Annotated in this window: 29 protein-coding genes and 1 riboswitch; of the genes, 21 read left to right on the top strand and 8 right to left on the bottom strand. The window is 27.3% G+C overall.

The features are described from left to right. Nucleotides 1–9 precede the first annotated feature (9 nt). The 12 genes from JNUCC81_RS13065 (at nucleotide 10) to moaC (ending at nucleotide 7512) form a co-directional block, all read left to right on the top strand. Nucleotides 10–786, top strand: a complete 777-nt coding sequence (locus tag JNUCC81_RS13065; RefSeq protein WP_208331913.1) for a thiazole synthase — start codon at nucleotides 10–12, stop codon at nucleotides 784–786. 33 nt (nucleotides 787–819) lie between these two features. After that, the gene (gene thiH / locus JNUCC81_RS13060) at nucleotides 820–1923 is read left to right on the top strand and encodes a 2-iminoacetate synthase ThiH (RefSeq protein WP_454093882.1); all 1104 of its coding nucleotides are present in this window, start codon (nucleotides 820–822) and stop codon (nucleotides 1921–1923) included. Continuing rightward, on the top strand, nucleotides 1923–2249 hold the full coding sequence (locus JNUCC81_RS13055; protein WP_454093881.1) for a thiamine phosphate synthase: 327 nt from the start codon (nucleotides 1923–1925) through the stop codon (nucleotides 2247–2249). The genes thiH and JNUCC81_RS13055 overlap by 1 nt, the downstream gene beginning before the upstream one ends. After that, the gene (locus tag JNUCC81_RS13050) at nucleotides 2243–2575 is read left to right on the top strand and encodes a thiamine phosphate synthase (protein ID WP_454096400.1); all 333 of its coding nucleotides are present in this window, start codon (nucleotides 2243–2245) and stop codon (nucleotides 2573–2575) included. The genes JNUCC81_RS13055 and JNUCC81_RS13050 overlap by 7 nt, the downstream gene beginning before the upstream one ends. Before the next feature lie 72 nt (nucleotides 2576–2647). Then, nucleotides 2648–3022, top strand: a complete 375-nt coding sequence (locus tag JNUCC81_RS13045; protein ID WP_454093880.1) for a CoA-binding protein — start codon at nucleotides 2648–2650, stop codon at nucleotides 3020–3022. 212 nt (nucleotides 3023–3234) lie between these two features. Next, entirely contained in the window at nucleotides 3235–3564 is a 330-nt protein-coding gene (locus JNUCC81_RS13040; protein WP_208335001.1) for a heavy metal-binding domain-containing protein, read from the top strand. Continuing rightward, nucleotides 3557–3718, top strand: coding sequence for a hypothetical protein (locus tag JNUCC81_RS13035; protein ID WP_454093879.1), 162 nt, complete (start codon nucleotides 3557–3559; stop codon nucleotides 3716–3718). Before JNUCC81_RS13040 ends, JNUCC81_RS13035 begins: the two co-directional genes overlap by 8 nt. Nucleotides 3719–3889: 171 nt before the next feature. Next, nucleotides 3890–4720 carry a selenium-dependent molybdenum cofactor biosynthesis protein YqeB gene (gene yqeB / locus JNUCC81_RS13030; protein ID WP_454093878.1) on the top strand — a complete coding sequence of 277 codons (831 nt, stop codon included), beginning with the start codon at nucleotides 3890–3892 and terminating at the stop codon, nucleotides 4718–4720. Then, nucleotides 4702–5517 carry an XdhC family protein gene (locus JNUCC81_RS13025; protein ID WP_454093877.1) on the top strand — a complete coding sequence of 272 codons (816 nt, stop codon included), beginning with the start codon at nucleotides 4702–4704 and terminating at the stop codon, nucleotides 5515–5517. The genes yqeB and JNUCC81_RS13025 overlap by 19 nt, the downstream gene beginning before the upstream one ends. A gap of 16 nt (nucleotides 5518–5533) precedes the next feature. After that, a complete protein-coding gene (locus JNUCC81_RS13020) occupies nucleotides 5534–6037 on the top strand; it encodes a MogA/MoaB family molybdenum cofactor biosynthesis protein (protein ID WP_454093876.1) in 504 nt (167 codons plus the stop codon). A gap of 46 nt (nucleotides 6038–6083) precedes the next feature. Continuing rightward, the gene (gene moaA, locus JNUCC81_RS13015; RefSeq protein WP_454093875.1) at nucleotides 6084–7043 is read left to right on the top strand and encodes a GTP 3',8-cyclase MoaA; all 960 of its coding nucleotides are present in this window, start codon (nucleotides 6084–6086) and stop codon (nucleotides 7041–7043) included. A 1-nt stretch (nucleotide 7044) separates the two neighbouring features. After that, nucleotides 7045–7512, top strand: coding sequence for a cyclic pyranopterin monophosphate synthase MoaC (moaC, locus tag JNUCC81_RS13010; protein WP_454093874.1), 468 nt, complete (start codon nucleotides 7045–7047; stop codon nucleotides 7510–7512). Nucleotides 7513–7554: 42 nt separating this feature from the next. Here moaC and JNUCC81_RS13005 read toward each other — a convergent pair whose 3' ends face one another. Beyond that, entirely contained in the window at nucleotides 7555–8295 is a 741-nt protein-coding gene (locus JNUCC81_RS13005) for a lysophospholipid acyltransferase family protein (RefSeq protein WP_454093873.1), read from the bottom strand. A gap of 178 nt (nucleotides 8296–8473) precedes the next feature. Here JNUCC81_RS13005 and JNUCC81_RS13000 point away from each other — a divergent pair, with 178 nt between their 5' ends. Beyond that, nucleotides 8474–8749 carry a hypothetical protein gene (locus JNUCC81_RS13000; RefSeq protein WP_208334632.1) on the top strand — a complete coding sequence of 92 codons (276 nt, stop codon included), beginning with the start codon at nucleotides 8474–8476 and terminating at the stop codon, nucleotides 8747–8749. A 104-nt stretch (nucleotides 8750–8853) separates the two neighbouring features. Here JNUCC81_RS13000 and JNUCC81_RS12995 read toward each other — a convergent pair whose 3' ends face one another. After that, the gene (locus JNUCC81_RS12995) at nucleotides 8854–10461 is read right to left on the bottom strand and encodes a Na/Pi cotransporter family protein (protein ID WP_454093872.1); all 1608 of its coding nucleotides are present in this window, start codon (nucleotides 10459–10461) and stop codon (nucleotides 8854–8856) included. Nucleotides 10462–10667: 206 nt separating this feature from the next. Between JNUCC81_RS12995 and JNUCC81_RS12990 the strand changes: the two genes are divergently transcribed. Genes JNUCC81_RS12990 through JNUCC81_RS12980 form a run of 3 tightly spaced genes read left to right on the top strand, consistent with a single transcriptional unit; the run spans nucleotide 10668 to nucleotide 11823 of the window. Beyond that, on the top strand, nucleotides 10668–11210 hold the full coding sequence (locus JNUCC81_RS12990) for a biotin transporter BioY (RefSeq protein WP_454093871.1): 543 nt from the start codon (nucleotides 10668–10670) through the stop codon (nucleotides 11208–11210). Further along, entirely contained in the window at nucleotides 11204–11617 is a 414-nt protein-coding gene (locus JNUCC81_RS12985; protein ID WP_454093870.1) for a DUF1284 domain-containing protein, read from the top strand. The genes JNUCC81_RS12990 and JNUCC81_RS12985 overlap by 7 nt, the downstream gene beginning before the upstream one ends. A gap of 14 nt (nucleotides 11618–11631) precedes the next feature. After that, complete coding sequence (locus tag JNUCC81_RS12980; RefSeq protein ID WP_454093869.1) at nucleotides 11632–11823, top strand: hypothetical protein; 192 nt, start codon at nucleotides 11632–11634, stop codon at nucleotides 11821–11823. Nucleotides 11824–11866: 43 nt separating this feature from the next. Here JNUCC81_RS12980 and JNUCC81_RS12975 read toward each other — a convergent pair whose 3' ends face one another. Continuing rightward, nucleotides 11867–12679, bottom strand: a complete 813-nt coding sequence (locus tag JNUCC81_RS12975) for an Mrp/NBP35 family ATP-binding protein (protein WP_454093868.1) — start codon at nucleotides 12677–12679, stop codon at nucleotides 11867–11869. 162 nt (nucleotides 12680–12841) lie between these two features. Then, the gene (locus JNUCC81_RS12970; RefSeq protein WP_454093867.1) at nucleotides 12842–13567 is read right to left on the bottom strand and encodes a GntR family transcriptional regulator; all 726 of its coding nucleotides are present in this window, start codon (nucleotides 13565–13567) and stop codon (nucleotides 12842–12844) included. A 269-nt stretch (nucleotides 13568–13836) separates the two neighbouring features. Here JNUCC81_RS12970 and JNUCC81_RS12965 point away from each other — a divergent pair, with 269 nt between their 5' ends. The 3 genes from JNUCC81_RS12965 to pnuC are packed head-to-tail and all read left to right on the top strand — an operon-like array spanning nucleotide 13837 to nucleotide 16443. Next, nucleotides 13837–14832 carry an ADP-ribosylglycohydrolase family protein gene (locus tag JNUCC81_RS12965; RefSeq protein WP_454093866.1) on the top strand — a complete coding sequence of 332 codons (996 nt, stop codon included), beginning with the start codon at nucleotides 13837–13839 and terminating at the stop codon, nucleotides 14830–14832. Then, nucleotides 14819–15766, top strand: coding sequence for a PfkB family carbohydrate kinase (locus tag JNUCC81_RS12960; RefSeq protein ID WP_208334624.1), 948 nt, complete (start codon nucleotides 14819–14821; stop codon nucleotides 15764–15766). Before JNUCC81_RS12965 ends, JNUCC81_RS12960 begins: the two co-directional genes overlap by 14 nt. Beyond that, nucleotides 15754–16443, top strand: a complete 690-nt coding sequence (pnuC, locus tag JNUCC81_RS12955) for a nicotinamide riboside transporter PnuC (RefSeq protein WP_454093865.1) — start codon at nucleotides 15754–15756, stop codon at nucleotides 16441–16443. The genes JNUCC81_RS12960 and pnuC overlap by 13 nt, the downstream gene beginning before the upstream one ends. Nucleotides 16444–16488: 45 nt before the next feature. Here pnuC and JNUCC81_RS12950 read toward each other — a convergent pair whose 3' ends face one another. Next, on the bottom strand, nucleotides 16489–17172 hold the full coding sequence (locus JNUCC81_RS12950; protein WP_454093864.1) for a YjjG family noncanonical pyrimidine nucleotidase: 684 nt from the start codon (nucleotides 17170–17172) through the stop codon (nucleotides 16489–16491). A 327-nt stretch (nucleotides 17173–17499) separates the two neighbouring features. On the opposite strand from JNUCC81_RS12950, the gene JNUCC81_RS12945 reads away from it, so the two are divergent. Beyond that, a complete protein-coding gene (locus JNUCC81_RS12945) occupies nucleotides 17500–18765 on the top strand; it encodes a cation:proton antiporter (protein ID WP_454093863.1) in 1266 nt (421 codons plus the stop codon). Between the two features lie 26 nt (nucleotides 18766–18791). Here JNUCC81_RS12945 and JNUCC81_RS12940 read toward each other — a convergent pair whose 3' ends face one another. The 3 genes from JNUCC81_RS12940 to JNUCC81_RS12930 form a co-directional block, all read right to left on the bottom strand. Beyond that, nucleotides 18792–19097, bottom strand: coding sequence for a DUF1540 domain-containing protein (locus JNUCC81_RS12940; RefSeq protein WP_208334854.1), 306 nt, complete (start codon nucleotides 19095–19097; stop codon nucleotides 18792–18794). 69 nt (nucleotides 19098–19166) lie between these two features. Then, nucleotides 19167–20369: a sodium/glutamate symporter gene (locus tag JNUCC81_RS12935; protein ID WP_454093862.1), complete on the bottom strand. Its 1203-nt coding sequence runs from the start codon at nucleotides 20367–20369 to the stop codon at nucleotides 19167–19169. A 126-nt stretch (nucleotides 20370–20495) separates the two neighbouring features. Then, entirely contained in the window at nucleotides 20496–20996 is a 501-nt protein-coding gene (locus tag JNUCC81_RS12930; protein ID WP_454093861.1) for a thioredoxin family protein, read from the bottom strand. Nucleotides 20997–21130: 134 nt separating this feature from the next. Beyond that, a riboswitch (Fluoride riboswitch) is annotated at nucleotides 21131–21189 on the top strand. 55 nt (nucleotides 21190–21244) lie between these two features. Here JNUCC81_RS12930 and JNUCC81_RS12925 point away from each other — a divergent pair. Beyond that, nucleotides 21245–22444 carry a cation:proton antiporter domain-containing protein gene (locus tag JNUCC81_RS12925; RefSeq protein ID WP_454093860.1) on the top strand — a complete coding sequence of 400 codons (1200 nt, stop codon included), beginning with the start codon at nucleotides 21245–21247 and terminating at the stop codon, nucleotides 22442–22444. Nucleotides 22445–22523 lie beyond the last annotated feature (79 nt).

Here is a 22523-nt window from a genome sequence, read left to right as displayed (position 1 = left end):
AATTTTATAATGGATAAATTAATTTTAGGAAATTATGAATTTAACAGTAGACTTTTAATAGGAACAGGGAAGTATGGTTCCAATGATATTTTACCAAAAGTTATAGAAGAAAGTGAAAGTGAAATAATAACGATGGCTCTAAGAAGAGTTGACTTGGATAATAAAGAAGAAAATATACTAACTCACATTCCAAAATCTATGACTATACTTCCAAATACATCTGGGGCTACAAATGCCAAAGAAGCAGTAAGAATAGCAAGAATAGCTCGTAAAATGGGGTGTGGAAATTTTATAAAAATAGAAGTGATAAATGATAATAAATATTTGCTTCCTGATAACGAAGAAACAATAAGAGCTACAAAAATATTATCAGATGAAGGATTTATAGTTCTTCCTTATATGAGTCCCGATTTATATGCAGGAAGAAAGTTAATAGAAGCAGGTGCATCAGCAGTTATGCCTCTAGGATCACCTATTGGGTCAAATCGAGGAATTAAGATGAAAGAAATGATAAGAATAATGATAGAAGAATTAGATATACCGATAATAGTAGATGCAGGGATTGGAAAACCATCTCAAGCAATGGAAGCTATGGAAATGGGCGCAGCAGCGGTTTTAGTTAATACAGCAATAGCATCAGCGGGAGACCCTATAAAAATGGGAAGAGCTTTTAAGTTAGCGGTAGAAGGTGGTAGAGAAGCCTATCTTGCAAAAACTGGTTCTGTATCAGATTATGCTAATGCATCATCACCATTAACTGGTTTTTTAAGTAGTGCAAATAGTTAGTAAAATTAGTTTATTTATAAAGGGGGTGTTAAAATGAGTTTTTATAATGTTATAGAAAGTTATAAAAATATAGATATAGATGAATATATGAATAATGTTAAAGATAAAGATATTATTAAAAGTTTAAACAAAAAAAATCTTGATGAATATGATTTATTAAATTTACTTTCAAAAAAAGCGTCTAATTATTTAGAAGAAATGGCACAAAAAGCAAATAAAATAACTAATCAATACTTTGGAAAAACTATATGTTTATATACTCCTATGTATATAGCCAACTATTGTGTAAATAAGTGTGTATATTGTGGCTATAATTTAGAAAGTAAGATAAAAAGAAAAAAGCTTAATTTAGAAGAAATAAAACTTGAAGGAGAAGCTATATCTAAAGAAGGATTTAAACATTTATTAATTTTAACAGGAGAAAGTAATATTCATTCAAATACTGAGTATATTTCTCAAGCCGTAGATAGTTTAAAAGAAAAATTTTCTTCAATAGGTATTGAGGTTTATCCAATGGAAACTGATGACTATGAATATATGGTCAAAAAAGGAGTAGATTCACTTACTATATATCAAGAGGTCTATGATGAAGAGATTTACAAAGAGGTTCATATTAAAGGCCCAAAATCTAATTACAAATTTAGACTAGATGCTCCAGAAAGAGGAGCAAAAGCAGGTATAAGAAGTTTGTCAATAGGAGCACTTTTAGGGCTTAATGACTTTAGAAAGGAAGTTTTTTATACATTATTGCATGGGAAATACTTAAAAAAAAATTATCCTCAAGTTGAATTATCTTACTCGGTACCAAGAATAAGACCTTTTAAAGGATGTTATGAAGGAATAAAAGAAGTAAATGATAAAGATTTAGTTCAATCTATATTATGTATTAGATTATTTGATAACAATGGTGGAATAAACCTATCAACAAGAGAAAGATTATCACTAAGAAAAAATTTAATACCACTAGGTATAACAAAATTAAGTGCAGGAGTTTCTACAGATGTAGGAGGACGAACTCAAAAGGATGATGATACATCACAATTTAAAATAAGTGATGAAAGCAGTGTAGATGAAATTAAAGATATGCTAAAAAGTATTGGATATCAACACATATTTAAAGATTGGGAGAGATTTTAATGTATCTTATTACAAATAGAAATCTTTGTAAAGAAAATAGATACATAAATGTTATAGAGGAAAGTATTTTAAGTGGAATAGAAAATATAATAATAAGAGAAAAAGATTTAGATAATAACAGTTTAGAAAAAATATATATAAAAATAAAAGAAACTTTAGAATATATAAATATTAAACATAAAAGTAAAAAATATAATGTAAATTTAATAATAAATAGTAATTTAGATGTATTTGAAAAAACTAATGCTGATGGGATACACCTTACATTAAATTTATTTGAAAATCTTGTAAATAATAAATATAAATTTAATAAAAAAAAATTCTAGGATTATCATTACATAGTATTGAAGATATTATTTATGTAGAAAAAATAATAAAAAAAGAAGATATAAAAATAGATTATATAATATTATCCCATATCTATGAAACAAAATGTAAAGAAAAATTAAAGCCTAAAGGAGTGGAGTTATTAAAAGAGGCTAAAATGATTACTGATTTAAATATAGTTGCATTAGGAGGAATACTTCCAGAGAATATTCATGAAATTAAAAAATATTGTGATGATTTTGCAGTGATGTCCACTATTATGAAATCTAAAGACATATTTAAAACTATTAATAACTATTTAAAAGAATATAAATATAGCAAATAAATAATAAATCATGCAAAATTCTGACATATAAAGCATATTATATTAGTGAAGTATTTATTTGGGGGTAAGTTTATGAATTTACTTAAATATCATTCCTTGGCAATTATTATAGATGATGAAAAAGAAATATATAAAGTAGATCAGATAATAGACATGCTTAAAAGTAAGGGGTATGAAGTAGTATGTATTAATAAAAATAACTACAATATAGTAAATGCACAAACATATGAAAGCCTAAAAGATGTTCCACATAATATAGATGTTGTAATTATTACAAATTTATCTTTACAAACCTATGAAATTCTAGATGAGATAGAGTTATTAGATATAAAAAATATTTGGTTTGAAAATGGAAGTTATAATGAATCAATGCTAAAAAAAGCAAAAGATCTTAAACTAAATATTTCATGTGGTTTAAGTTTATTTAAAGAAATTGCAAGGGATTAAAAAAAGAAATCTTTAAGGTTTCTTTTTTATTTGTGCTTATTTTAGTTTTTAGTATTCATAACTACAGTATATTTAAAAAGATATAAAAAGTTACTAAATTTACATAATATGAATATATATTTAAAAATTAGTTTATTTATTAAGGTAGATTATAAATAGTTAATTGAATTTATGATACAATTAAAATAAGAAATAGGAAGGGAGTGATAAATTTGTTAATATTAACGATTAATGATGTACCAGGAAAAAAAATTACTGAGGTAGTCGGATTAGTAAAGGGGAGCACAATAAGATCAAAACATATAGGCAAAGATATAGGAGCTAGTTTTAAACAACTTGTAGGAGGAGAACTTACTGGGTATGATGAAATGCTTGTAGAAGCAAGAAAAATAGCTATAGGAAGAATGGTAGAGGATGCAAAATCTCAAGGAGCAAACGCTATAATAGGATTTAGGTTAACTTCTGCAGCAGTTATGCAAGGAGCTGCAGAAATGCTAGCATATGGAACAGCTGTTGTAATAGAAGACGATATTAATGGGTAGCTTTATGGGAGTAATGGGAGTAATATTACTTATATTAGGTTTGTTAGTTCCATTTATGATAGTTATTGGGAGCATAGCATTATTAATAGTAAAGATAATTGAAAGAAAAAAAGAAAAGAAAAATGAACATTTAGAAAAATATGATAAATATTGATATAAAAATAGTATAAGGAGTCTATAAAATAGACTCCTTATACTATTTTTATATATAATTAAATTTAAAAATAACTTAAAATACGAATTATTAATCTATAAAATGACAAGTATGTATTGTATAATACTAATATACAAATAAAAAATAAAATAAAAGTTTGAGGAAAATTCTATGGAAAATATTATAGTAGTAAGAGGGGCAGGAGATTTATCTACAGCTATTATACATAGACTTAATAGATGTGGATTTAAAGTGGTTGCATTAGAAATAGATAACCCGTTAGCTATAAGAAGAAAAGTAGCCTTTAGCGAAGCAGTTTATAATGGTGAGATTACTGTAGAAGGCGTAGTTTGCAATCTTTGTAAGACTATTGATGAAATAGAAAACACAATAAATAAAGGAAAAGTTGCTTTAGTAGTAGATGCTAGAGGAGAGTATATAAAAAAATTAAAACCAAGTGTAGTAATAGATGCAATACTTGCTAAAAAAAATCTTGGAACAACTAAGGATATGGCAGATTTAACAATAGGTCTAGGTCCTGGATTTTGTGCAGGAGAAGATGTAGATATTGTTATTGAAACTATGAGAGGTCATAATTTAGGAAAAATAATTACAAAAGGGATTGCTATGAAAAATACAGGGATACCTGGAAGTATAAATGGGGTAAGTAAAGAAAGAGTAGTATATTCAAATAATAGTGGAAAAATTAAAACTTTAGCAAATATAGGGGACATAGTAAAAAAGAATCAATTATTAGCTTATATAATTGATGAAAATAATAACAAACATGAAGTAAAAGCGACTATAGATGGATTATTAAGAGGTATCATAAGGGATGGAGCTATAGTAACTAGTAACTTGAAGATATTAGATATAGATCCGAGAATAGAAGAGCTGAAAAATTCTTATACAATATCTGATAAAGGAAGATGTATATCTGGAAGTGTATTAGAAGCTATATTGTCAAATAGAGAGGTATTTACATGTACGAAAAAATGTTAGAAAGAATAAATAATGAGTTAAAACTAGGAAATGAGGTAGCATTTGCCACTTTGATGGAGGTTAAAGGGTCAAGCCCTGGTAAACAAGGAGCAACATTATGTTATTTTAAGGACAAAAGTACAATGGGAACTGTTGGTGGTGGAATATTAGAACACGAAATTATAAATAAATGCAAGGAATGTCTAGAAACTAAAGAAGATAGTTTATTTGAACACATACTTGGTGGAAATTCACAAGATACGCCAATGCAGTGTGGTGGAAGTGTAAAAGGATATATAAAAATATTTAAACCAAGACCAAGGTTTTTGATAGTTGGAGGAGGACATGTTGGACATAGTTTATATAATGTATCACAGTCTTTAGATTTTTATACTATAATAGTTGATGATAGAGAAGCTTTTGCTAATAAAGAAAGATTTAAAAATGCAGAAGAAGTTTATTCAGGGGAAATAGCTAATATATTAAGTGATATGAGAATAGATGATAATACTTATGTAGTAATAGCGACTCGTGGATATGAAAAAGACTTAGAAGCTTTAAGAGCTATAATAAATAAAAGTGCATCTTATATAGGAATGATTGGTAGCCGTAAAAAATGGATAACTTTAAAATCTGAGTTAGTAGAAGAAGGGGTTAGTGAAGAACTATTAGAGAAAGTTTATGCACCAGTAGGGCTTAATATTTCATCAAATGAAGTTGATGAAATAGCTTTTGGAATAATAGCAGAATTGCTATTAGTAAAAAATAAGGGAGACTTATCTCATAGAAAAAATAAAAATCTTAGAATAGATAAATAAAATATGGAGGTAAAGTATGTTTAAGGTATCAATAATAACGCTTAGTGATAAGGGATATGAAGGATTAAGAGAAGATATAACAGGGAAAAAATTAACTGAATTTGTTGAAAAAAATGGGATGTATAAAGTTGTAAGTTATAAATTAATAAAAGATGATAAAGAAATGTTAAAAGAAGAGCTTATAAATATTTGTGATAATGGAGAATCGGATTTAATTTTAACTAATGGAGGAACAGGATTTTCTAAGCGTGATATAACTCCAGAAGCTACTAAAGAGGTATTAGAAAAGGAAATACCAGGAATTAGTGAATATATGAGAATGAAATCTAGTGACATAACTAAAAAGGCTATTTTAAGTAGAGGATTAAGTGGAATAAGGAAAAATTCAATAATAATAAATTTACCAGGAAGTCCTAAAGGTGCAGTTGAAAATTTAAGCTTTGTAATAGATGTATTGGGCCATGGAATAGAAATTTTAAAGGGAGAGGCTACAGAATGTGCCACTAAAGTCGAAAAATAGTATATAATTAATATATAGATAATAGACGAAGAGGGTAGAACTAGCTATGATAGATAAATTTGGAAGAAAAATAAATTATGTTAGGATTTCACTTACTGATAAATGTAACTTAAGGTGTGTTTATTGTATGCCATCTGATGTTAAATTTGAAAGGAATTATATAAATAATGATTTAAGTTTTAATGATTATAAGTTTATAGTGAAATCCATGTCGGACTTAGGAATAACTAAGGTTAGATTTACTGGAGGGGAACCACTTTTATACCCTAATTTAATTGAACTTATAAAGTTTACACATGAAGATTGTGAAATAGAAGATATTGCAATAACTACTAATGGAATCGGACTTGCTGATATGGCATATGAATTAAAAGAAAGTGGACTAAAAAGTGTAAATATTAGTTTAGATTCTTTAAAAGAATATAAGTATAAAAGTATAACGAGAAATGGCCAATTAAAAGAAGTTTTAAAATCTATAAATACATGTTTAAAATTAGGAATTAAAGTAAAAGTAAACTGTATAGCTATAAATGGTTTTAACGATGATGAAATATATGATTTTATAATGATGGCAAAGTATTATCCTATAGATGTTAGGTTTATAGAGTTAATGCCATTAGGAGAAGCTAAAAAAGTTTATAATAGTGGATACTTTAATATAGGGGCTGAAATAGATAGAATAAAGGAATTATATAAAATTACTGATAATGAAAATAGTACTGCACAGTATTATAAGTTTGATGGAGCAAAGGGGAGAATAGGAGTGATAACTCCTATGAGATGTTCATTCTGTAGTGATTGCAATCGTATAAGGATAACATCAAATGGAACTATAAAACCTTGTCTTCATTCTAAAGAAGAGATAGACATAAAATATTATCTTCACAAGCCTATGATTTTTAAAGAAATTATGAGGGAAATAATATTGGGTAAACCGGAAAAACATTATTTAATAGAAAATCAATGTAGTGATACAGATAGAAGCATGTATGAAATTGGAGGATAAAATGTTAACTCATATAAATGAAAAAGGTTATGCAAAAATGGTAGATATCAGTGAAAAAGATGATACTAAAAGGGCTGCAACAGCAGTGGCAACAATTACAATGAGTAAAGAAGCTTTATATAAAGTAAAGAATGGTCAAGTTAAAAAGGGAGAGGTGCTTTCAGTAGCTCAAGTTGCAGGAATAATGGGTGCAAAAAATACTTCTAATAATATACCTATGTGCCATCAAATAAATTTAGTTGGATGCGACCTAGATTTTGAAATAAATGAGGAAACTTCAAGTATAAATATATATGCAACTTGTAAATCCCTTGGAAAAACAGGTGTTGAGATGGAGGCATTAAATTCAGCTACAATTGCAGCCCTTACAATATATGATATGTGTAAAGCTATAGATAAGAAAATGATTATAAGTAATATACATGTCCTTGAAAAAACAGGCGGAAAGTCAGGGGACTTTAAATTTTAAGGTAATATTAAATAAAAAAGTATGGATGATTCCATACTTTTTTTATTTAAAAGATTTCATCTTTTTAATCATATTATTTTTAATATTCTCAGCTAGTATAGTGGATTTTATTTTAGGATTCTCAATATGATCATAAACAGGGTCTAAAAATTCAACTTCAACCTTTGCTGAGTGAATTTTTCCAATAGGATGATAGCCTTCATACGTGTTTTTTGAATTTTTTATAACCATAGGAACTATTGGACATTTTGATTTATATGCAATTTTTAGAGCGCCACTTCTAAAATTTGATATTAAAGCATTTGGATCTTTAACCCAAGTTAAATCACCTTCAGGAAAAACTGCCATACTAAGTCCAGATAATATATTTTTTGAAGCTTGATTAATACTTTTTATACCTTCTCTATTATTTTCCCGATTAATATAAACACATCTAATAGCCTTTAAAATATCACTAATAATAGGCATACTTTTCCATATTGGTTCATCAGCAATTACACATCCAATGGGTCTCCCCGCACTAGACATTAATATAAAGCTATCTAACATACTAGAATGATTTACAACGAATAATACCGGTATTTTAGGTATTTTTTCTTTGCCAACTACACTTACATCAATATTTACTAAATCAAGAGATTTTCTAGTATGATTATGCAAAAAATTAAAAATATTTTTATAATTATCATCTCTAGAAGGATTTTTTTTCATTTTAATAAGTGTAGGAAGATAACAAGAAAGACCTATTATTTGATATAGAGCAAATTTTATATAATTAAACAATACATTCATCTCCTAATAATAATTTTATATAATAAGTATTTTATCATAAAATACTTATTATATAAAATTAACAGATAATTAAATAGTAATATAAGGAATAAAGCATATTATATAAAGAATATAAATTACAGTATGAGTATATTAAAACACTATATAATATTAAATTTTAGGAGGAACTATGCCAAAACAAATTACAAGAGCCTATGAAGAGAGACTCTTAAGAATAAGGGTTATGTCTCATACTGGAGATAAAATACATATAAAACTACCATTAGATTTTGTAAAAAGAATGGTAAAAAATAATGCACTAGATTTTTTTAGTGGCAAGGATGATATTATAGATAGCCAAAAACTATTAGATCTATTAATTAATGCATTTGATTATAATCTTACAGGCGAAATAGCATATTTAGAAAGAAACAATGGAGATATAATTAGATTAATAATAGATTAATAATAGATTAAAATAAGAAAAATATAAAAGCTAACTGTAAATAAAGTAAATACTTTACAGTTAGCTTTTATTAATATAATTATATATAAATTATAAAATAAATTTTACTGAAGTTTTAAAACCTGTTGTGCGATATTTACAGAATGATCAGATATTCTTTCTAAATTAGAAACTAAATCTAGATATAAAACACCGGCATCTATAGTACAGTTACCTTCATTTAATCTATTTATATGATATTTTCTAAAGGATTTTTCAAGATAATTTACTTCTTTTTCTACTTCTAACACTTTATTCGCTAAACTTGTATCTCCATCTTTTAGTGCAAGTAATGAATCTTTAAAATTAGATAAAGCTTTGCTATAGATATTTTTTATTTCACTTACAGCAGTATCTGAAAAATCAATATCTAATTCAATTACATCATTAGCAAGTTCTGCTATATTATCAGCATGATCAGAAACTCTTTCTATATCATTTATAGTATTAAAAAGCAAATCTGTCTTAAATCTCTCATCCTCATTTAAAGGAACCTTAGATAATTTTAATAAATAATTTAGTAAATCTTTTTGTAATCTATTGACAGTTTCTTCATACTCAAATGCTTTTTTTACTTCATTAGAATCCTTATTTAAAAAGCCTTTAAAAGAAGATTCTAAAGTAATAGTAGCTTTTTTTCCCATTCTTAAAGTTTCAGATACTGTATTACCAAGTGCGATAGAAGGAGTTTCAAGAATTCTTTCATCTAAATACTTAGTAGTATGAGTAGATTCTTCATCGTCTCTTTGAGGAACTAACTTCATAGCTAATTTTACTATGTACTTAGAGAATGGCAATAATATTATAACGTTTATAATATTAAATAGAGTATGCGCATTTGCTATTTGTCTAGCAGAGTCAGTTGGATTTATTGAACTTACTATTGCGACAATTGGTTTATTCAAAATAAGAACAAATATTATAGTACCTATGACGTTAAAGCTTAAATGCATTATAGCTGCTCTTCTAGCATTAATGCTTGCACCGATACTAGAAAGCAAAGAAGTAACACAAGTACCTATATTATCGCCATAAAGTATAGGTAAAGCAGATGATAGAGGCAATAACCCTTCAGAAGCTAATGCTATAAGCATACCCATAGAAGCACTAGAACTTTGGACTATACCAGTTATTAAGAAACCTGCTAATATACCTAATATAGGATGATGACCAAAGTATAGTAGTGCATCTCTAAATTGTGGAAGATCAGCTAAAGGCTTAACTGCATCTTTCATAAACTCCATACCAGTAAATAAAATACCAAAACCTATAAGTATTTCTCCAATATTTTTAAATCTTTTTTTACCAGGAAACATATATAAAATAATACCAATTCCAAGAGCAACTGGTGCAAGTCCTTCTAATTTAAAGGACACAATCTGAGCAGTTATGGTAGTACCTATATTTGCTCCCATTATAACACCGATTGCTTGAGAGAGACTCATGATCCCAGCATTTACAAAACCAACAACCATAACAGTTGTTGCACTAGAACTTTGTATTATACCTGTAACTACGGTACCGACTAAAACACCCATTAAAACATTGCTTGTTAAAAGTTCTATTATTCTTTTTAATTTGTTTCCAGCAGATTTTTGAAGACCTTCTCCCATTAAATTCATTCCAAATAGGAAAAGTCCGAGACCTCCAATAAGGCTTATTGCTATATCCAATTCTTTGCCTCCTTAATCCTTAATAAAGTTTACTATTATAATAGTGTGTCCAAAAAATGTAATATAAAACTTTTTATATTTAACTATTTATTAAAACTTTTTAATAAGCAGAATTGACAAAATGAAAAAATATAATATAATTAAAATGTAAACCTAAATAAAAAAATGAGTTAACTAAAATATAAAGTTAAATAAAGGAGGAAGTTATGAAATTAAGCACTAGGGAAATTATAATGTGTGGATTATTTGCAGGTGTAACGTCTATATTATCTCAAATATCTATACCAATACCTTTTACAACCGTACCACTAACAATGCAAATATTTGCTGTAGCATTATCAGGTTTGATATTAGGTGCTAAAAATGGATTTATTTCGCAATTAATATATATACTAATAGGAATTATAGGAATGCCGGTATTTGCTCAAATGTCAGGAGGAATTAATATAGTAGTTGGTCCAACGGGAGGATTTATACTAGGGTTTCCTATAATGGCATTAGTAATAGGATATTTTTCATCAAAATTTAAAAATACAATAGGTATAATAATAGGCATGGTTATAGGATTAAGTATAGATTATTTAATAGGAACAATTATGTTTACATTTATAACTAAAATGACATTTACTCAAGGCCTTATGGCCTGTGTAATACCATTTATACCTATAGATTTAATTAAAATAGGATTAGCAACTTTAGTTGGAAGTACTATTTCAAAGAGAGTTAGAATAGAGGCTAAATCATGTTAAAAATAAGACCACATCATATTTTATGTATGAGAGCATATCAAGGAAAAGGGTATAGTGAAGAATTCAATGATAATATGAAACGTGTTATTAAAAGTATAAATGCTTATAATGATTTTTGTAAAACTACAGATATAAATGAAGATAACAAAGTAGAAATAGCATTTAATATAGATAGTATATGTAATAAATGCCCAAATAATATAGACGATAATTCATGCTCTAGTCAGGATAAGATAAATGCTCTTGATTTAAAAGTAAGTGAATATTTTAATATAAAAGAAGGTATATATAACTATAAAGATTTAGAGAAAATAGTATATAATAATATTACAGAAGAAATCTTTGATGATATATGCCAAAATTGTGAGTGGTATAGGATAACAAACTGTAAAGCTTTTATATTATAGTTAGGGGTAGAAAGATGGATAGATTAAGGGAACTATTAGATAGGAAATTTCTAAAGGATGTAGAATTATTAGAACTAGAGGATAGTGAGTATGTACTTAGTTGTAAATTTACTAAGCCGTATAATGCTCACTATAATGAGTATTTAATTATTTTAAAGTATGAAAGTATATTAGAAGAACATTTTGTATATTTAAAGCATAGATAATAATAAAAAAACTACCTGCTTATATAAGTAGGTAGTTTTTTTATTATTTAATTTTATTAACTATTTTAGATAAGGTAGAATCTAATTCATCACTTACTTCTTCAACTCCATTATGAGTAATATCAACTATTTCTCTAGTCATAGGAAGCTCTCCAAGTAAGTCTAGTTCCATTCCTTTTAAGAATTTTTCAGTTTCTTCACCGTCGAATAACTTTATTTTCTTATCACAATCAGGACATTGTATGTAGCTCATATTCTCAACAACACCTAATACATTTATTTTCATCATAGCAGCCATATTAACAGCTTTAGATACTATCATAGATACTAGATCTTGTGGAACTGAAACCATAACTATACCACTAATTGGAATAGATTGCATTACAGTTAAAGCAACATCTCCTGTACCTGGAGGCATGTCTATTAATAAATAATCAACTTCTCCCCAAAGTACATCACTATAAAATTGTTTTACCATATTACCAACCATTGGACCTCTCCACACAACTGGTTGACTTTCATCATCTGTCATAAGATTTATAGACATTACTTTTATACCATTTGAATTTTCTACAGGTATTATACCATTTTGACCTTGATAGGCTTTACCGTTTCTAACGCCCATAAGTCTAGGAATACTTGGACCTGTTATATCAGCATCAAGTATTCCAACTTTATATCCCATTTTATTTAATTTCTTAGCAATAAGTGCAGTTACAGTTGATTTACCAACTCCCCCCTTACCACTCATTACACCGATTATTTTACCTATTTTATTGTTAGGATTATTTTCTATATTACAAGTTGCTTGACTACTACAGTTACTTTTTGATGGACAAGAATTACAGTTTCCCATCTCGCATCCCTCCGATTTACATATATTTATTACAATACTTTATTATTGTTAAAATTATTTAAGATAATACTACTATATATAATTTTAGCACTATAATTAATTAAATCAATTATAAAAAATTATATATTTATAATATACCCCTTACACTCTATTAAAAACAAATTATCTTAATTGTTCCATAGAGTACTTAATTTTATCAGTTTTAAAATAGGATTTAAAATATTCAAAAGGCACATCAACTCCATCAAAAGAGCCATAAGTTATAGTTTTGAAAAGTAAAAGAGGATGGCCATCTTCAACATTTAAGTTATCAGAAATTTTAGTAGTCGAAGCTGATGCTTCTAATACTTGACTAGCTCTTGTAATTTTTAAATTATAGAAATTTTCTAAAATATAGTAAAGTGAATTATTAACAAAGTCAAAGCACTCAATTTTAGGAAATAATTTATAAGGAAGTACAGTTTTAGTTAAGCAAATAGGGTCATCATTTGCATAATATATACGCTCTAAAATAAATATTTCATCATTTTCATTTAAATTTAATCTCTTCATTTTTTTTACATCAACTTTTTTTATTTTCATATTTAGAATTTTTCTTGATGGTACCATTCCATGATTTATAATTTCTTCAGTATAACTATGTACATTAGTTAATTTCTGTTTAAGAGTATCGCCTTTTACAAAGCTACCTTTGCCTTGAATTTTGTATACATATCCTTCTTTAACAAGCTCATCAATAGCTCGTCTTACTGTAATTCTACTTACGTCATATTCTTCTATAAATTCCCTTTCAGAAGGTAGTAGTTGATTAGCAGTAAATTTTTCGTTATTGATTTTTTCTATTATATCATTTTTTATAACGTAATACTTTGGCAACACATTATTCATAATAAAAACCTCATTTAACAATATTTGTACTTAATATTATAACAATTTATAAAGTTAAAATACAACAATTAAGCTATAGTATGCAGATAAAAAGACATTTAAAATCAAATAGTATAGCGTAATTGTAAAAATAATTATAATAATAAGGCTTTTTGAAAGAAATGAAATACACTATTGACATTATTTATGATGGGAATTAAAATGAATCATATATAACAACTTGTTATACATCTATTAACAGATGTAATGAATATTAGGTAGGAGGACATATGAAAGATAAAATAGCAGGAACAATATACGGAATGGCATTAGGCGATGCAATGGGAATGCCGCCAGAACTTTGGAGTAGAAAGAAAATTAAAAGTTATTTTGGTGAAATAAAAGATTTTTTAGATGGACCTAAAGAAAATGATGTAGCATGTAACTACACAAAGGGTCAATATACAGATGATACAGCTCAAGCTTTGATAATAATAAATTCATTAATAGATACAAACTTTATACCAAATCCTAATGACATAGCAAACAAATTATTAGATTGGGCAGATAAAGAAAATGCATTTGAAAATAATATACTAGGGCCGACTTCTAAGCTTGCATTATCAAGTTTTAGAGAAGGAAAGGATGCAAGTGAAGTTACAAATACAGCTCAAAGCAATGGAGCAGCTATGAGAATAGCTCCAATAGGATGCTTATTTAAGGCTAATGAGAAAAATAATATTGTAAACTATGTGTATGAAGTTTCTAAAATAACTCACAGCAGTGATATAGCAATAGCAGGAGCATCTATGATAGCTATGGCAGTAAGTTCAGCTATGGAAAATAATAATTTTGATAAAGTCATGGAAGATGTCTATGAAATAGAAAAGATAGCTTTAAAATTAGGAGATGATACCATAAACCCATCTATTGCTGAAAGAGCAAAGATTGGAGTAGAATTGGCTAAAAGATTTGATGGAAATGATGATATGTTTTTAGAGAGTATTTATAACATAATAGGTGCTGGTGTTATAACTAGTGAATCAGTACCAGCAGCATTAAGTATAGCTTATTATGCAAAGGATGCAAATAAATGCAGTTTACTTTGTGCTAATTTAGGTGGAGATACTGACACAATAGGGGCAATGGCAACGGCAATATGTGGAGCTTTTACAGGCATAGAAAAAATAAATAAGAAATATTTAGAAGTTTTAGATAAAGAAAATGAAGTAAATTTAAATAAATATATTGAGATTTTAGATAAAAAAAGAGGTGAGAAAAATTAAAACATTAGTATTAGGTGCAGCTATAGTCGATAAAATTTTAGAAATAGATAAACTACCTAAATCAGGAGATGATATATGTGCAAGTTCAGAAGTGTTAACTGTTGGAGGTTGTGCGTACAATGTAGCTAACATACTTAAAAACTTTGAAGTAGAACATGATTTAGTAGTTCCTGTAGGAAGTGGAATATATGGGAATTTAGTAGAGAAAGATTTATTAAATAATGGATATGAAGTGTTAATAAGGGATAATAGAAAAGATAATGGGTATTGCTTATGTCTAGTTGAAGGGTATGGAGAGAGGACATATATAACTATTCAAGGAACAGAATGTGAATTTAAAAAAGAATGGCTATGTTCTTTAAATTCTAAGGATTATAAAAATATTTACATATCAGGATATGAATTAGAAGGAAAAAGTGGAGAAGTAATATGTGATTTTTTAGAAAGTAATAATCATTTAAATATTTACTTTGCTCCAGGTCCTAGAATTTCTAATTTAGATAAAAATATATTAGAAAGAATATATGACTTATATCCTATAATTCATTTAAATGATAAAGAAGCATTAGAATATACAGGATTAAGTAGTGTAGAAGATGCAATATTTGATATACATAGTAAAAGTAATAATACAGTATTTATAACGCTAGGAGATAAAGGCGTGCTATATTTAAATCCAAGTATAGCAAAATATAAGAATAGATTAAAAGAATCAATTAAATTAATTGATGGCAATAAAGTTGAAGTAGTTGACACAATAGGTGCAGGAGATAGTCATTTAGCAAGTATTATAGCGGCTAAGTCCATAGGATATAGCTTTGAAGATTCTTGTAAAATAGCAAATGAGGTAGCATCTAAAGTTGTAAGTATTAAGGGGCCTAAAATAGAAAAACATTTATTTAATAAAGGGGAGTATTTAAAATGCAAAATGTAGCTAATAAGAAGTCATTATTAAATGATTGGACTTTATTTGAAAAAACTTGGTTAATAGTTTCGACTATAACTATGGTAGCATTAAGTGTAATATGGAAAGATTCAGTAGTAGCTTTAATAAGCGGAGTTACAGGAATTATAGGTGTTGTTTTATGTGCTAAAGGAAAGATATCAACATATTTCTTTGCAACAATAAACGTAGCTTTATATGCATGGCTATGTTTTGGAAATAAATTATATGGGGAAGTAATGCTAAATGCCCTTTACTTTATTCCAATGAATATAATAGGTTTTTTATTATGGAATAAGAAAAAAGATGAAGATGGAAATGTAGAGGCAAAGGCATTGACTAAAAAAGGTCTAATATTGTTATTTATAGGAGTAATAGTGTCTATATTTGCGTATTACCAATTACTTAAATCATTTGGTGGAAATCTTCAACTCATAGATTCTATAACTACGGTAACATCAGTAGTTGCACTTATCTTACAAGTTTTAAGATATAAAGAACAATGGTTAATATGGATAATCGTAAATATTGTATCTGTTGTAATGTGGGTAATATTATTACAAACACCAGAGGGAAGTGTTACTATGATTGTAATGTGGTCGGCATACTTATTCAATTCGATATATGGATACATAAATTGGAGTAAATTAAATAAAAAATTGTCTTAATCTAGAAATGACAGACTTTTAATATTAAAAGGCTGTCATTTTTGTTTATAATATATCTTTTAATTGTAATAAGCTATTTATTTCATAAGTAGGCTTTATACTTGATTTATTTTCTTTTTTATGCTGATTAAACCAACAAGTGTCAACACCAGCGTTAATTCCACCTTTTATATCTGAATTTAAGCTATCCCCTATCATTAAGACACTTTCTTTATTATTATGACTTAAATTATTTAAAGCATGTTCAAATATATCAGGACTTGGTTTAGCTATTTTTATTTCATCAGATATAACAACATTCTCAAAATAATGGCCTATAATAGAATTTCTAATTCTTCTATGTTGAACGTCTGCTAGACCATTAGTTATTATTCCGATTCTGTAATTTTTAGATAGGTAACTTAACAATTCTTCAGTTTCTTGATACAAGAAAGATCCATCCCCTAAAAATTTAACATACATATTACAAAGTTCATTAGCATCAGAATTTATATTTAACTTTTTGACTAACCTATTAAATCTTTCTACTTTTAAAACATCAGAAGTAATTTTACCTTCTTCAAATTCTATCCAAATTTTAGTATTTATATCTTTATATGTATCTATAATATACTCGTCATCAAAATTAGAATCTAGAGTAGATACTAGTTTTCTTATAGCAAAATCTTCACTTTTTTTAAAGTCAAATAGTGTATCATCTGCATCAAATAGAATAATTTCGTACTTCATAATTATGTTCCCCTCCTTTGAATAAAATATATAATTTGATAAATTATAACATAATATAAAATATTACTCTAGTATTATATATTTTTAATATAAAATATTTTTTTAAAATTAAAAAAAAAATAAAAAAAAAATTAAAAAAAATTATAAAATATGGAAAACGTTAATTGCAAAATATTGAAAATACCTATAAAAAAAATTAATAGATATCATTTAAAATTATATTAAAAAAAATGTTCGGAATCTAACAAAATGAATTGACTTAAGAAAAGAATAGGAATATAATTGGATTTATTGAAAATAGATATATATAAATAAGAGGTGATTTAATTGGAAAGTACAGTAGAAGCAATAGCAACTAATAATTTACTATTAATATTTGCAGCTATAGCTATAACGGGTATAGTTTTAGGTAAATTAAGTGAAATTATAAAAGTGCCAGACGTAATTTTATATTTATTAGCAGGAATAATAATTGGCCCATCGTTATTAAATTTAGTAAGTATTCAAGCATTTCCAATAGAGAATAACTTAATTCTTACATTTGGTTCTGCTTTCATATTATACGAAGGTGGAAGAGAAATAAATTTAAAAGTTTTAAACAAAGTGAAAATAAGTGTAGGTATGTTAGCTACATTAGGTGTTATAGTATCAACTGTAGTAGTTGGATTATTTGCAGGAAAAATATTTGCATTACCTATAATGACAGCTTTACTTTTAGGAGCAGTTATAGCATCAACAGATCCAGCAGCACTTATACCAGTATTTAAACAAGTTACGATAGAAGATAAAATAAAGCAAACTGTAGTTAGTGAATCAGCATTTAATGATGCAGTTGGAGCAATATTAGTTTCTACATTATTGGCAGTAGTTACAAGTGGAGAATTTTCATTAGGAGAAAGTTTAAAAGAGTTATTTGTATCAGCAGGTGTTGGAGTAGTAATCGGTGTAGTAACAGGATATATATTCTCAGTATTAATATCTGATAAAAAATGGGGGGTATTCCACTCATACGCACCAATAATGTCTATGCTACAAGTTGCCTTATCTTATGAATTAGCAACATTACTTCATGGTAGTGGATATATGGCAGTATTTATAGCGGGTCTTATCGCAGGAAATAAAAAGATATTTGGTCTTTGGATTCCGGAATATGACTTCCATTCCGAACATTGTTTTAGAGAAAGTATCGGATCATTATGTCGTATGGCTATATTTGTTGTATTAGGAACACAAGTAGATCTAAACTCATTATCACAGTACTGGTTACCATCATTAGGAGTAGTTTTAGTACTAATGTTTATAGCAAGACCTTTAGTAGTATTAGTTTGTTGCTTATTTGATAAGAAAGCTAATTGGAATTTTAGAGAAAAACTATTTATGATGTGGGTAAGAGAAACGGGAGTTATACCAGCAGCCCTATCTGGAATAATTGTTTCTATGAAACTACCAGGTTATGAAATAATATCATCAACAGTATTTATGACAATACTTATAACATTAGTAGTTCAAGCTAGTACAACTAAGCTTGTAGCTAAGAAACTTGGAGTATTAGAAGAAGTTGAAGAAGAACATAAATTAGAGACAGTAATGTAAAAAGAGAGGATTTTATTCCTCTCTTTTTATTTAGCTATAAAAGTTTCGCAACTACTATTTTCAAAGTTTATATCTACGTGACTAGCATTACATCCACCATTAATATTGTAAGTACAATTAACTGCACTACATGATATATCTTGGGTACTGGTAAGGGAAGTTTCTCCACTATAGTTTGAAAGATTAAAGTATGATCCATTTTTGAATGTGTCACAATAAGTTTCAGGAGTTATAGCTGCATCAAATCCTTCAATTTTTATATGTGAAGCATAGCAATCGCCAGATTTATTAAAAGCACAATTGTGAGCCATACAGTTTAAATTAGTGTCCATAAATTACCTCCAAATTAAAATTCTATTATAGTATATGGCATTTTTATAAAACTTAAACATTAAAACAAATTAAGCTAATAAATTAATAAATAAAATTATACAAGGCATTGTAAATACATCTAGTAAAAAAGCAGCAACTAGAGGTACAACTAAAAAAGCTTTTTCAGAATAACCATATATTTGACTTACAGAAGTCATATTAGCTAGTGCATTTGGAGTAGCGCCAAGACCATGTCCAATAAGCCCACTTATAATTATTGCAGCATCTAAATTTTTACCAAGCACTTTAAAGGCTATAAATATGGAGAATAAAACTATAAAAATAGCTTGAGATACTACGATTATTACAATAGGTCCAAATAAACTAGATAATTTAAATAAATCAATACTCATAAGTGCCATAGTCAAAAATAAACCTAGACTAATCTCACTAAGAAAATCTAAAATTTTAAAATTTAAGTTTATAAATTTTAACTTATCATTAGTATTTCTAAATATAGCTGCAAAAAGTACACATCCACTTATAGCGGGTATTATTATACCGTTTATATTAAATACTAATTTTGAAATAAGTTCTCCAAAACTTACGCAAAGTAATACAACTAATACTTGTTCAAGAAATAATGATGGACTTAGTTTGAAATTATTGCTAACTTGATTTTGATTATGTCTATTAAAATTAAATGATAAATTAGTTGATTTTAAATTATTTTTTTCAATTAAATATTTTGCCACAGGACCGCCTAATACACCAGCTAGAATAAGGCCAAAAGTAGCAGCAGCAATACCAACGCTGCATGCATTTTCTACTCCAAGACTTTCTATAGAAGCTCCATAAGCAGCAGCAGATCCATGTCCACCTTCCATAGATATAGTTCCACACATTAGCCCTAAAAGAGGATTTATATTAGTTAATTTAGATAAAATAAGTGTTAAAAGATTTTGACTAAAAGCTAATACACCACAGAGTAGCCAATATTTAATTAATAAACTACCTCCTTTTTTTACCAAAGCTATACTTACGGAAAGTCCAACAATGGTAAAGAAAAAGCATATAAGATAATTCATTAGGCTAGTATTCATACTTATTTCACATATTTTAAAAATTCTAAGAATCAAACTTAAAATACAAAATAGTAATCCTCCTATTACAGGAGATGGAATGCACATTTTAGTCAATAATTTGCTTTTATTTTTTATTATATTACCTAATAAAAAAAGTAATATAGATAAAATTAGGGTTTGAATAAGATCAAGCGATATAGATAACAAAATTAATCACCTCATAAAGATAGACGTAAATAGTAAATTATATTAAAGCTTGGCATAAAATATTAATAGAATTTATAAATAAAAAACCTAACTTTAATTGCTCAAAGTTAGGCTATCAAAATAGTATTAAGCTTGTCTCATAATTTCAAGGAAATCATTTACACTATCTAGCATATATTTACCTTTATAATACTCAAGTTTTATATCATCAAAGCTAGATGCATTAGCTACTATTTTAGGTCTTTCTTCAAATAAACCTAAAATATTGTAGTTATTATCTAGTATTACAATAGTAGGACCTTTAAAATTTTCAATTTCAAGTATAGGAGCTAAAAATTTTTTCCCACGTGCTGTAGATATTATAGATATATCAAAGTTAGGATTAAGTTCACAGAATTTATTAACTATAGTTGCATTAAGTTGAAAGTCAGGGCACCATATTTCTCCTGAAACTAAAAATTTTAGTTCCTTTTTAAATTCTTGTATCTCAGAGATTAAATTTTCGCTAAGGTGTAATCTAGATAAATTTTTAGGAATTCTAAGTCTTTCACCTTTTGTACCATCTCCTACACAAGATTCAAAGCTTACCCCCACATCAAATAATTCCTCAATAGTCATTTTAATCATAAAATTACCTCCAATTAAATTATATATTCATACTAACATGTATGAATATCTTTATCTATAAAATTTGTGCATAAATGAACATTTGCAAAATAAAATTTACATTTTTTAAATAATATGATATTATGAATTTATAAAACTACACAGGCGATGGAGTTCGCCATTAAATGCGAAAGCTAATGACTCCTACTCTTTTATATAAAGGGTAGGAGTCTATTTTTTTGCAAAATAAAAAATATTAGGAGGGAATTATGATTGTAGTTATAAGTTTAATTTTAATAGGAGTTTTATCAAATTATAGTGGAAAATTAGCCGAAAAAGTAAAGCTTCCATCATTAATAGGTATGATAATAATAGGAATGTTAATAGGACCAAGCATACTAAATTTAGTTCCTAAGAGTACTATAGATATAGCTCCATTAATAAAAGATATAGGATTGGTTACGATTTTATTTATAGGAGGTCTTGGAATAAGTGTATCTCAAATAAAGCAGATTGGTAGACCAGCAGTACTTTTAAGTACAGTTCCTGCAATACTAGAAGGCTTTACCATAGCTTTTTTAAGTACAATTTTATTAGATTTTACATTTGTACAGGGAGCAATATTAGGATTTATAATAGCTGCAGTAAGCCCTGCTGTGCTTATACCATCGATGGTTTCTTTAATAGATAGAAAAGTAGGTCAAGATAAAGCTATACCTCAAATGTTGCTTGTTGGTGCAAGTGCAGATGATACCGTAGCTATAACTTTATTCACTACATTTCTAGGAATATATATGCAAAGTCAAAGTGGAAAAAGTACCTCATTTATATTTGAACTTATTTTAATACCATTAACTATATTATTAAGTATAGGAGTTGGGTTTATTATATCGAAGATAACAAAACCATTTATAGAAAAAATAACAAATAAATATGTGAAAGTATTTTTAGTATTTTTAGTTTGTTTATTAATGAGATTTATAGAAAAGGATTTACATGTGGAAATTTTTAATTCACTTTTAACTATAATGATATATGGATTTTTTATTAGAAACTATATAACTGATAGCTATAAAATTATATTAGACAGTATGAATGCTATGTGGAAAGTAGGAAAACTGTATTTATTTGTATTTGTTGGAATGGCTATAAATCCTAATTTAGTAGGGGAGTACTTCTTAATAGGGTTAGTAATATTAACATGTTCATTATCTATTCGTTCAATAGGAGTATTAATAGCACTTATAGGAACAAATCTTACTAAGAAAGAAAAACTGTTTTGTATTATAGCATATCTTCCAAAAGCTACAGTACAATCAGCAAAGGCAGCTATACCACTACAAATGGGTGTAATAGGAGGCGAAATAATGCAAGCAATAGCTATACTAAGTGTACTTATAACAGCTCCAATAGGGGCAATAGGAATAAAATTAACATCGGATAAATTTCTTCATAAAGATGTAATTTAAAAAGTTATATTTATATATAAATATAATTAAAAAAATTACAAAAACTATATATAATTTATATACAAAGGAGTTTATACTA

The organism is Faecalimicrobium sp. JNUCC 81 (assembly GCF_053667625.1).
Note: the sequence above shows the minus strand (reverse complement) of the source record. Positions and strands in the feature narration are given on the sequence as shown.

What these genes read in the sequence shown, in the direction of transcription:
- pnuC (WP_454093865.1), top strand. Translation starts at nt 15,754, where the DNA reads ATGCAAAATGTAGCTAATAAGAAGTCATTATTAAATGATTGGACTTTA.
- JNUCC81_RS13055 (WP_454093881.1), top strand. Translation starts at nt 1,923, where the DNA reads ATGTATCTTATTACAAATAGAAATCTTTGTAAAGAAAATAGATACATA.
- JNUCC81_RS12950 (WP_454093864.1), bottom strand. Translation starts at nt 17,172, where the DNA reads ATGAAGTACGAAATTATTCTATTTGATGCAGATGATACACTATTTGAC.
- JNUCC81_RS12980 (WP_454093869.1), top strand. Translation starts at nt 11,632, where the DNA reads ATGGATAGATTAAGGGAACTATTAGATAGGAAATTTCTAAAGGATGTA.
- JNUCC81_RS13035 (WP_454093879.1), top strand. Translation starts at nt 3,557, where the DNA reads ATGGGTAGCTTTATGGGAGTAATGGGAGTAATATTACTTATATTAGGT.
- JNUCC81_RS13065 (WP_208331913.1), top strand. Translation starts at nt 10, where the DNA reads ATGGATAAATTAATTTTAGGAAATTATGAATTTAACAGTAGACTTTTA.
- JNUCC81_RS12990 (WP_454093871.1), top strand. Translation starts at nt 10,668, where the DNA reads ATGAAATTAAGCACTAGGGAAATTATAATGTGTGGATTATTTGCAGGT.
- moaC (WP_454093874.1), top strand. Translation starts at nt 7,045, where the DNA reads ATGTTAACTCATATAAATGAAAAAGGTTATGCAAAAATGGTAGATATC.
- JNUCC81_RS12965 (WP_454093866.1), top strand. Translation starts at nt 13,837, where the DNA reads ATGAAAGATAAAATAGCAGGAACAATATACGGAATGGCATTAGGCGAT.
- JNUCC81_RS13020 (WP_454093876.1), top strand. Translation starts at nt 5,534, where the DNA reads ATGTTTAAGGTATCAATAATAACGCTTAGTGATAAGGGATATGAAGGA.
- JNUCC81_RS13045 (WP_454093880.1), top strand. Translation starts at nt 2,648, where the DNA reads ATGAATTTACTTAAATATCATTCCTTGGCAATTATTATAGATGATGAA.
- JNUCC81_RS12925 (WP_454093860.1), top strand. Translation starts at nt 21,245, where the DNA reads ATGATTGTAGTTATAAGTTTAATTTTAATAGGAGTTTTATCAAATTAT.
- JNUCC81_RS12930 (WP_454093861.1), bottom strand. Translation starts at nt 20,996, where the DNA reads ATGATTAAAATGACTATTGAGGAATTATTTGATGTGGGGGTAAGCTTT.
- JNUCC81_RS13000 (WP_208334632.1), top strand. Translation starts at nt 8,474, where the DNA reads ATGCCAAAACAAATTACAAGAGCCTATGAAGAGAGACTCTTAAGAATA.
- moaA (WP_454093875.1), top strand. Translation starts at nt 6,084, where the DNA reads ATGATAGATAAATTTGGAAGAAAAATAAATTATGTTAGGATTTCACTT.
- JNUCC81_RS12975 (WP_454093868.1), bottom strand. Translation starts at nt 12,679, where the DNA reads ATGGGAAACTGTAATTCTTGTCCATCAAAAAGTAACTGTAGTAGTCAA.
- thiH (WP_454093882.1), top strand. Translation starts at nt 820, where the DNA reads ATGAGTTTTTATAATGTTATAGAAAGTTATAAAAATATAGATATAGAT.
- JNUCC81_RS12985 (WP_454093870.1), top strand. Translation starts at nt 11,204, where the DNA reads ATGTTAAAAATAAGACCACATCATATTTTATGTATGAGAGCATATCAA.
- JNUCC81_RS13025 (WP_454093877.1), top strand. Translation starts at nt 4,702, where the DNA reads ATGTACGAAAAAATGTTAGAAAGAATAAATAATGAGTTAAAACTAGGA.
- JNUCC81_RS12970 (WP_454093867.1), bottom strand. Translation starts at nt 13,567, where the DNA reads ATGAATAATGTGTTGCCAAAGTATTACGTTATAAAAAATGATATAATA.
- JNUCC81_RS12940 (WP_208334854.1), bottom strand. Translation starts at nt 19,097, where the DNA reads ATGGACACTAATTTAAACTGTATGGCTCACAATTGTGCTTTTAATAAA.
- yqeB (WP_454093878.1), top strand. Translation starts at nt 3,890, where the DNA reads ATGGAAAATATTATAGTAGTAAGAGGGGCAGGAGATTTATCTACAGCT.